We start from the raw sequence: 8,735 nt of genomic DNA, 5'->3' as shown, positions 1-8,735 counted from the left end.
CACACGGCCCCCGCCCCGCCCGCGCCGTCCGGTGCGCTCTCGTGGCCGGTGCCCGCGCACCCCGGTGTCGGATCCGCGCACCCGGCTCCCGCCTCCGCGCACCCGGCTCCGTCCTCGGCGCACCCCGTGGCGCCGACTCCTCCGGAGACGGCCCGGGTCTGAGCAGCCGCGACAGAGCCCCCTCCAGGTCGGAGGGGGCTCTGTCGCGTGCGAGCCGGCTTACTCCTTGACGGATCCCGCCGTGAGGCCGGCCACGATCCAGCGGCTGGCCACGGCGAAGAGCACCATGGTCGGCAGGATCGTGAGCACCGCGGCGGCCGACATCGAGCCCCAGTCCACGTTGAACGTGGAGATGAAGCTGTTCAGCGCGGCGGGGATCGTGCGGTTCTCCTCGGACTGCATGAGCACGACCGACAGGAACAGCTCGTTCCAGCAGTTCACGAAGTTGAAGATGAACGCGGCGATGATCCCGGGGGTCATCACCGGCACCAGGATCCGGAACAGCGCGCCGAGCCGCGAGCAGCCGTCGATCATCGCCGACTCCTCGAGCGCATCCGGCACGTTCTCGAAGAACCCGCGCAGCATCACCGTCGAGAACGGGATGCACACGGCGACGTAGACGAGGATCAGGCCTGGCTTGCTGTCCACCAGGCCCAGATCGGTCATCATCGTGTAGAGCGGGCCGAGCGCGATGAACGCGGGGATCATCTGGGTCAGCAGGAACGCGATGAGCACTGCGCCCTTGCCGCGGAACTCGAACCGCGAGATCACGTAGGAGCTGAGCAGCGCGATGAGCGTCGACGTCGCGCCCGCGATGAGGGCGATCACCGCCGAGTTCGCCAGGAAGACCCCGAAGTTCGAGTCCGAGAACAGCTTGGCGTAGTTCTGCACCGAGGGTTCCGAGGGCCAGTACTCGATCGGGAAGCGGTTCACGGTCTGCGGCGACTTGAACGACGTCAGCACGATCCAGTACAGCGGGAAGAGCGTGATCAGCAGCCAGAGCGCGAGCCCGACCACCTTGACGACGCCGCCCACGGTGACCCGGGAGCGGGAGGAGCGCGCCGGGCGCGAGGAGCCCGCGCGTCCGGTCGTGAGGGTCATGGTGGCGCTCATCGGCTGGCCTTCCGCATCGCGAAGAGGTAGAACGCGCAGAACACGAACAGCACCGCGACGACGATGAGGCCGATCGCGCTCGCCGTGCCGTAGTTGCCCTGCTGCGTGAAGTTGATCATCCAGGTCGTGATGATGTGCGTCCGGTTCGCCGGCCCTCCGCCCGTCATCGCCCAGATGATGTCGGGGAAGTTGAAGATCCAGATCACGCGCAGCAGCACCGTGAGGAACAGGGTCGTGGAGATGTACGGGATCACGATCGAGAAGAGCTGGCGCGCCTTGCCTGCACCGTCCAGGCTCGCCGCCTCCAACACCTCGTCCGGCACGGACTGCAGGGCGGCGAGGATCATGATCGCGAAGAACGTCACGCCGTACCAGATGTTCGCGACGATCACCGCGAACATCGCGAGCTTCGGATCCGCGAGCCACGGCAGCGGCGCCGAGATCAGATGCGCTTTCATGAGGAGGTCGTTGATCACGCCGAACTCGGCGTTGAACATCCAGCGGAACAGCATCCCGATGAGGAATCCGGATACGGCCCAGGGGAAGAACACGAGCGCCTGGTAGACGCCGCGGAACCGGAATCGCTGGCGCAGCGCGAGGGCGATGAGGAAGCCGATCACGAACTGCGGGACCAGGGATCCGATCACCCACAGCACGGTGTTGCCGGCGACGGTCGGGAAGACCGGGTCGGAGAGGACCTTGACGAAGTTGTCGAAGCCCACGAACGGCGTCGAGGTGAGATCCCAGAGGTTGTAGTCCAGGAACGCCATGCGCGCACCCTGGAGCATCGGCAGATACGTGAACCAGCACACGAACACGATCGCCGGAGCGAGGAACGCGAGGATCGTGAGCGCGTGCCGGGCGCGGAAGGTGGTGCGGCGGCGCCCGGCGCCCGTGGGGGCGGGCTGCGGCCGCGCGGGCCGAGCGGCCCGGCCGGAAGAACCGGCCGGGCGCTCGGTGGCGGAGGTCGAGGTCACGACATCAGCCCTTCTTGTACTTGTCAGTCCAGTACTGGTCCCACGAGGTGAGCAGTTCCTTGGTGGTCATGTTGCCGAGCAGCACGCTCTGCACGTCCTGGTCGGACTTCTGGATCCACTCGGTCCACCAGGCGACGCCTCGGGGCTGCTGCACGTTGACGTAGGTGTCGGGGTGCTCGGTCATGGTGACGTAGCTCGTCCACGGCCCGGTCGAGTAGAACGGGTCCTTGGCCGCGGCCGCGATGATCGGCACCAGGCTGTTCTTCTGCGCGAACGTGGTCGCGGGCTTCGCCGAGGACAGGTACTCGACCAGCTTGACCGCCGCGTCCTTGTGGGCGCTCGACTGCGCGACGCCCCAGCCGGCGACGGCGAGGGGCTGCGCCGCCTTGCCGCTCGGGCCGGTGAGCAGCGGCGCGGTGTTCCACTGGTCCTCCTTCAGGCTGGACGCCGAGACGGTCGCGATGACCTCGGGGTCCTGCAGCAGGAACGCCGTGGTGCTGTTCGTGAACCCCGCCACCATCTCCGGGTAGCCCCAGGAGACGGCCGACGGCGGGGAGGCCTTCTTGAACAGCGCGAAGTAGTCGTCGACGCCCTTCTGCGCGTCCGGCGAGGAGAAGATCGTCTTGCCGTCCTTGAGCAGGAACGCGTTCGAGGTGTCGAGGTCGTCGATCGTGTACGCCTCGATCGCGGCGACGACGTTCGAGTTGGCGTTCTTGCCCCCGCGGAACGCGTAGCCGTACTGGTTCTTCTCCGGATCCTGGATCTTCGACGCCTGGTCGAGCAGGTCCTTCCACGACTTGGGCGGCCCGTCGAAGCCCGCGGACTTCACGAGATCCGTGCGGTAGAAGAGCGAGAGGCCGTAGAAGCCGTAGGGGACGAACCAGGTCTTGCCGTCGGAGACGCCGGCCTTCTTGGCGTTGTCGGTGAGCGCGCTCCAGCCGTCCCAGCTCTTCAGATCCGCGGTCATGTCGTACAGCCAGTGGTTGTTCGCGAACGGGCCGACCGTGATGTCGCGGGTCTCCAGCACGTCGATGCCCTTGCCGGACTGCAGCATCTGCTGGATCGTGGTGTCGGCCTGCTCGGTGGGCGGCGAGACCAGCTTGACGGTGATGTTCGGGTTGGCCTTCTGGAAGTCGTCGAGCAGGCCGCGGATGAGCTTGGTGCGGTCCGGGTTCGTCAGGCTCTCCACCATCTGGAGGGTGACCTTGCCGTCGGCGGATCCGCTTCCGCTCGACGCTCCGCCGGAACAGGCGCTGAGTGCGAGGACGGCGACGATGCCGACCCCGGCGATCGAGGCGAGTCGGGTGCGCTTCACCATGGGGCTTCCTTTCATTGGGTGTTGCAGGGATGGTGCAGGTGGGGGAGGTGCGGGTCAGCGCCCGGCGAGTTCGAGGATCCGCGGCACGCAGCGCTCGGCGAACGCCTCGAAGTCGGCGGCCTCGTTGTACAGGTGCGCCGAGAGGCGGAAATAGCCGGCGCCGGCGAAGCTCGTGAAGGCGGTCTCCACGCCGACCTCGTCGAACAGGCGCATGCGCAGGTCATCGGCCTCCTCGCGGGTGCGGCCGATGCCGAGCGGCAGCCGGATCAGGCGCATGGAGGGAACAGGCATGGGCAGGTCGACGAGCGCCGGCTCGTCGGCGGCGCGCTCGAAGGCCTCCGCGATGATCCTGGCGCCGGCGTCCGCGATCTCGGCGACCGTGTCGCGCGTGCGGTCCCAGCCGTGCTCGCGCTCGATGAACGCGATCGCGGCGGGGGTGGCGAGGTAGGTCGTGGCGTCGATCGTGCCCTGCGTGTCGAAGCGCGCGGGGTACGCCTCCGTCGCGGCCCAGGAGTCGATGAGCGGCCAGAGCTCGTCGCGGTCGGGCGCCTGCGTCACGAGAAGGGCGGATCCGCGGGGGGCGCACGGCCACTTGTGCATATTGCCGAACCACCAGTCGCCCCCGCCCGCGACTGCGGCGTCCGGGATCAGGCCGGGGGCGTGGGCGCCGTCCACGAGCACGCGGACACCGTGCTCGTGCGCGAGCGCGGTGATCTCGGCGGTGGGGAAGCGCCGGCCCGTGGAGGACGTGATCTGATCGACGACGATGAGCCGCGTGCGCGGACCGATCGCCTCGGCGAAGCGGGCGAGGACGGTGTCGGCGTCGTCCAGCAGGCCGAGGGCGACCGTGCGCAGACGGCCGCCGAAGCGGCGCGCGAGCCGGGCTGCGCCCATGGTCACGGCGCCGTAGCCGTGGTCCGTGACGAGGATCTCGTCGTCGCGATCCAGCTGCAGGGCGTTGTAGACGACGGTGGCAGCGGCGGAGGCGTTCGGCACGAAGGCGGTGTCTGCGGCGTCGGCTCCCACGAACGGTGCGACCTCGGCGCGGGCCGCCTCGACCTTCTCCGCGATCCGGGGGAACCATCCGACCGGGCTGAGGTCGGCCTCCCGGCGCAACGCGTCCTGCAGGGCGACGACCTCGCTCGGGACGGCGCCGAAGGATCCGTGATTCAGGTGCACGATCCGGGGATCGAGCGGCCAGGCGTCACGGGCCCTGTCGTACGAGAGGAGCGGCACCGGAGCGATGCGGGCGGCCGTGCGGGGGTCGTCCATGGGGGTCTCATCCTTGAGGGCTTGGAGGGGAACAATTCAACTTGTCGCACAACTTTGGCACAGAACCATCATCTGAGCTAGCGAATGACGACTTTTGGCCCAAAGTCGTCCGACGACTATTCTCAAACTCGGCGGTGCTCCACACTCGTGAGAGGACTCGCCCAGGGAGGGAAACCATGAGCGCACTCGAGACCGCGCTGCACGGGTTGCGTGCGCTCGTCGCCGACGGGGAGCTCCGCCCCGGCGACAAGCTGCCCAGCGAGGGCGAGCTGTGCGAGCAGCTCGGAGTGTCCCGCGGCTCGGTCCGCGAGGCGATCCGGATGCTCGCCGCCCTCGGTGTGCTGGAGACCCGGCACGGATCGGGCAGCTACGTGAGCACGCTCCGCCCTGCCGACCTCATCCGCGGCCTCTCGCTGACGGTCGACGTGCTGCCGCTGGACGCGATCCTCGAACTCGTCGAGATCCGCCGTCCGCTGGAGGCGCACGCGGCGTCGATCGCGGCGGCGCGCGCCGATGACGACATGCTGGCGGAGCTGGCCGAGCTCGTCGAGCGGATCGCCGACAGCCCCGATCACGACGAGGAGTCCCGGCTGGATCATGAGTTCCACATGCGCATCGCGGAGCTCGCCGGCAACGCCGCCCTCACGAGCCTCCTCGAGGTCCTGCGCTCGCGCACCCGGCAGTACCGGATCTTCGACGACGCCGACGCGGCGCAGCTCAAGGTCCTCTCCGATGCCGGGCACCGCGCGATCGCCCGAGGTCTGGTCGCGCGCGACCCGGCCGCGGCCTCGGCGGCTGCGGCCGGGCACGTCGCGCAGACCGAGTACTGGCTGCGCAAGCAGATGGCGGAGTGACGGTCTCCGCCTCCACCGCTGCCGTCGCGAAAGGTGCCCGGATGTCCGGATGACGGATCCGGATCCCGACGTCGTCCGGCGCACCTACGCTGGATCCATGGTCAACTACCGATACCTGGGCAACAGCGGTCTGAAGGTCTCCGAGATCACGTACGGCAACTGGGTCACGCACGCCTCGCAGGTCGAGGACGCCGCCGCGGTCAAGACGGTGCACGCCGCTCTCGACGCCGGCATCACGACATTCGACACGGCCGACACCTACGCGAACACGGCCGCGGAGGTCGTGCTCGGCAAGGCTCTCGAGGGTCAGCGCCGCGAGAGCCTCGAGATCTTCACCAAGGTCTACTTCCCGACCGGCCCCAAGGGACCGAACGACACCGGCCTCAGCCGCAAGCACATCCTCGAGTCGATCAACGGGTCCCTGAAGCGCCTCGGCACCGACTACGTCGACCTGTATCAGGCGCACCGCTTCGACCACGAGACTCCGCTCGAGGAGACGTTCCAGGCCTTCGCCGACGTCGTCCGACAGGGCAAGGCGCTCTACATCGGCGTCTCCGAGTGGACCGCCGAGCAGCTCCGCGAGGGCCACGCCCTGGCGAAGCAGCTGGGCGTGCAGCTCATCTCGAACCAGCCGCAGTACTCGATGCTGCACCGCGTGATCGAGGGCAAGGTCGTGCCGGCGTCGGAGGAGCTGGGGATCTCGCAGATCGTCTGGTCGCCGATGGCGCAGGGCGTGCTGAGCGGCAAGTACCTCCCCGGCCAGCCGGTGCCGGAGGGCTCTCGCGCGACGGATCCGCACTCCGGCGCGCACTTCATCCAGAGGCTTCTGCAGGACGACATCCTCACCGCCGTGCAGCGGCTGAAGCCCATTGCGGCGGACGCGGGCCTGACGATGCCGCAGCTCGCGATCGCGTGGGTGCTGCAGAACAAGAACGTGGCGGCCGCCCTCGTCGGCGCGTCCCGCCCGGAGCAGCTGGCCGACACGGTCAAGGCCTCCGGCGTGGTGCTCGACGCCGACACGCTGTCCGCGATCGACGCGGCTCTGGCCGGCGTCGTGAACGACGACCCCCAGGACACCTACGAGGTCTCCCCGAAGCAGCGCCTGGTCTGAAGCAGCGCCTGGTCTGAACTGGGCCTGGTCTGAACTGGGCCCTCCTGACCGCGAGACTCCATCTCCGCGACGAGACTGCACGCCTGAGCTGCAGTCTGGTCGCCCAGGTGGAGTCTCGCGGTTTTGTGTAGGGCGGGTCAGGCGACTGTGATGTCGACCTGCAGGTCGTGAGCGATCTGCTCGAGAGCCGCGCGCAGGGCCTCCGGATCCGCATCCGCGGGCACGCGTGCGACGACCGACGCCTCGAACAGGCGTCCGCCCGCCATCGCCGCGTCGCGCGTCTCGGTGGTCATGCTCTCGATGCTCAGGGCGTGCGCGTTGAGCACGCCGGAGATCTCGCGCACGATGCCGGGCCGATCGTTGCCGAGCACTTGGATCGACACCTCCTGTGCGGCCTCCGCCGCGTCTGATCCGGACCCGGGGTGCACCGCGACCGTGAGCAGTCCGTCGAGCCCGTGCAGCGACGCGCGCAGTTCCTCGACCCGCTCGACGGGCACCGACACCTGGATCACGCCGGCGAACGTGCCGGCGAGCTCCGCGAGCCGGCTGTTCTCCCAGTTGCCGCCGTGCTCGTCGACGATGTGCGCGACGGTTGCGACGAGGCCGGGACGGTCGGATCCGACGACGGTGAGGATGAGCGTGGTCATGCCGCCAGCGTAGCGACCCGGGGTCGGCGCGGTCACGCCCGGATCCGGTCACGCCCGACCGCGGTCACGCCCGGATCGCGGTCGCGCCCGGATCGCGGTCGCGCTGGGTCACCGCCCGGGCGGTCCGGCGGCCCGCGCCCACGCCCTCAGTCCTCGACCCACTCCCCGGTCGCGAGGAAGTGCTCCATGCGCGCGCGATGCGGGGCAAGGTCCCACTCCTGGGCGGCGACCCAGTCGTCGGAGTAGTAGGTGTCGAGGTAGCGGGCGCCGCCGTCGCAGATGAGGGTGACCACGCTGCCGCGCTCGCCGGCCCGCAGCATCCGGGCGATGAGCTGGAAGGCGCCGACGAGGTTCGTCCCGGTGGATCCGCCGGCCCAGTGCAGCGTGCGCTGCTTGAGCAGCTGGATCGCGGCGACCGAGGCGGCGTCGGGGACGGGGATCATCTCGTCGATGACGCCCGGCACGAACGAGGGCTCGACGCGCGGTCGCCCGATGCCCTCGATCCGGCTCGGGGTGCCGGTCGTGAACGACGGATCCCCGTTGCGCCAGCCGCCGTAGAAGGCCGAGCCCTCGGGATCCACCACCGCGATGCGGGTGTCGTGACAGCGGTAGCGCACGTAGCGGCCGAAGGTCGCGCTCGTGCCGCCGGTGCCCGCGCCGACCACGATCCAGCTCGGGATGGCGTGGCGCTCGCGGCTCAGCTGGCTGAAGACGCTCTCGGCGATGTTGTTGTTGCCGCGCCAGTCGGTCGCGCGCTCGGCGTAGGTGAACTGGTCGAGGTAGTGCCCGCCGCACTCGGAGGCGAGCCGCTCGGCCTCGGCGTACATGGCTGCCCCGGAGTCGACGAAGTGACAGCGCCCGCCGTAGAACTCGATGAGGTCGATCTTCTCCTGGCTGGTCGAGCGCGGCACGACCGTCACGAACGGCAGGCCCAGCATCCGCGCGAAGTACGCCTCGGACACCGCCGTGGAGCCGCTCGACGCCTCGACCAGCGTCGTGCCCTCGTGGATGCGGCCGTTGACCAGCCCGTACAGGATCAGCGACCGGGCGAGCCGGTGCTTGAGGGATCCGGTCGGGTGCACCGATTCGTCCTTGAGGTAGAGGTCGATGCCCCACTCGGCCGGCAGCGGGAACACGTGCAGATGGGTGTCGGCGCTGCGGTTCCCGTCCGCCTCGAGCAGGGCGATGGCGGATCCGGTCCAGTCGGAGGTCATGTCACGAGGGTAGCCGGGCCGTCCGACGCGAGTAGTCCTCCTGGTTCCGAGTCGTCCCCATGAGCGGAGGCCATGGGGTGCGCTCATGGGGACGACTCGGACGTGGGGTGCTCCACCTGTCGAGTCGTCCCCGTGAGCGGAGGCTATGGGGTGCGTTCATGGGGACGACTCGGACAGGGGGTGCTCAGCAGGGGCGCAGTAGACACGGCCGGGGCTCGGGGCTCGGGGC

General features: G+C 69.3%; 8 protein-coding genes. 2 read left to right on the top strand and 6 right to left on the bottom strand.

Annotated elements, in window-relative coordinates:
* Positions 1 to 219: 219 nt before the first annotated feature.
* The 4 genes from RS86_RS00175 to RS86_RS00160 are packed head-to-tail and all read right to left on the bottom strand — an operon-like array spanning position 220 to position 4,680.
* Positions 220 to 1,113 carry a carbohydrate ABC transporter permease gene (locus RS86_RS00175; protein ID WP_235281546.1) on the bottom strand — a complete coding sequence of 298 codons (894 nt, stop codon included), beginning with the start codon at positions 1,111 to 1,113 and terminating at the stop codon, positions 220 to 222.
* Entirely contained in the window at positions 1,110 to 2,090 is a 981-nt protein-coding gene (locus RS86_RS00170; RefSeq protein ID WP_045270179.1) for a carbohydrate ABC transporter permease, read from the bottom strand. Before RS86_RS00170 ends, RS86_RS00175 begins: the two co-directional genes overlap by 4 nt.
* A gap of 4 nt (positions 2,091 to 2,094) precedes the next feature.
* Positions 2,095 to 3,408 carry an ABC transporter substrate-binding protein gene (locus RS86_RS00165; protein ID WP_045270178.1) on the bottom strand — a complete coding sequence of 438 codons (1,314 nt, stop codon included), beginning with the start codon at positions 3,406 to 3,408 and terminating at the stop codon, positions 2,095 to 2,097.
* Positions 3,409 to 3,462: 54 nt separating this feature from the next.
* Complete coding sequence (locus RS86_RS00160; RefSeq protein ID WP_045270177.1) at positions 3,463 to 4,680, bottom strand: aminotransferase class V-fold PLP-dependent enzyme; 1,218 nt, start codon at positions 4,678 to 4,680, stop codon at positions 3,463 to 3,465.
* Positions 4,681 to 4,856: 176 nt separating this feature from the next.
* Here RS86_RS00160 and RS86_RS00155 point away from each other — a divergent pair, with 176 nt between their 5' ends.
* Together RS86_RS00155 and RS86_RS00150 are read left to right on the top strand one after the other, a co-directional pair.
* Positions 4,857 to 5,534: a FadR/GntR family transcriptional regulator gene (locus tag RS86_RS00155; RefSeq protein ID WP_045270176.1), complete on the top strand. Its 678-nt coding sequence runs from the start codon at positions 4,857 to 4,859 to the stop codon at positions 5,532 to 5,534.
* Between the two features lie 97 nt (positions 5,535 to 5,631).
* On the top strand, positions 5,632 to 6,645 hold the full coding sequence (locus RS86_RS00150; protein WP_045270181.1) for an aldo/keto reductase family protein: 1,014 nt from the start codon (positions 5,632 to 5,634) through the stop codon (positions 6,643 to 6,645).
* A gap of 137 nt (positions 6,646 to 6,782) precedes the next feature.
* On the opposite strand, the gene RS86_RS00145 is transcribed toward RS86_RS00150, so the two are convergent.
* Both RS86_RS00145 and RS86_RS00140 read right to left on the bottom strand, forming a co-directional pair.
* Positions 6,783 to 7,292, bottom strand: a complete 510-nt coding sequence (locus tag RS86_RS00145; protein WP_045270180.1) for a glycine cleavage system protein R — start codon at positions 7,290 to 7,292, stop codon at positions 6,783 to 6,785.
* A gap of 146 nt (positions 7,293 to 7,438) precedes the next feature.
* The gene (locus RS86_RS00140) at positions 7,439 to 8,506 is read right to left on the bottom strand and encodes a PLP-dependent cysteine synthase family protein (RefSeq protein ID WP_045270175.1); all 1,068 of its coding nucleotides are present in this window, start codon (positions 8,504 to 8,506) and stop codon (positions 7,439 to 7,441) included.
* Between the last annotated feature and the right edge of the window lie 229 nt (positions 8,507 to 8,735).

This window comes from Microbacterium azadirachtae (genome assembly GCF_000956505.1).
In the GTDB taxonomy this organism is placed as follows: Bacteria; Actinomycetota; Actinomycetes; order Actinomycetales; family Microbacteriaceae; genus Microbacterium; species Microbacterium azadirachtae_A.
Note: the sequence above shows the minus strand (reverse complement) of the source record. Positions and strands in the feature narration are given on the sequence as shown.

Excerpts from the sequence above, each read along its gene's own strand:
- RS86_RS00175 (WP_235281546.1), bottom strand. The coding sequence starts at position 1,113 with ATGAGCGCCACCATGACCCTCACGACCGGACGCGCGGGCTCCTCGCGC.
- RS86_RS00165 (WP_045270178.1), bottom strand. The coding sequence starts at position 3,408 with ATGGTGAAGCGCACCCGACTCGCCTCGATCGCCGGGGTCGGCATCGTC.
- RS86_RS00160 (WP_045270177.1), bottom strand. The coding sequence starts at position 4,680 with ATGGACGACCCCCGCACGGCCGCCCGCATCGCTCCGGTGCCGCTCCTC.
- RS86_RS00155 (WP_045270176.1), top strand. The coding sequence starts at position 4,857 with ATGAGCGCACTCGAGACCGCGCTGCACGGGTTGCGTGCGCTCGTCGCC.
- RS86_RS00150 (WP_045270181.1), top strand. The coding sequence starts at position 5,632 with ATGGTCAACTACCGATACCTGGGCAACAGCGGTCTGAAGGTCTCCGAG.
- RS86_RS00145 (WP_045270180.1), bottom strand. The coding sequence starts at position 7,292 with ATGACCACGCTCATCCTCACCGTCGTCGGATCCGACCGTCCCGGCCTC.
- RS86_RS00140 (WP_045270175.1), bottom strand. The coding sequence starts at position 8,506 with ATGACCTCCGACTGGACCGGATCCGCCATCGCCCTGCTCGAGGCGGAC.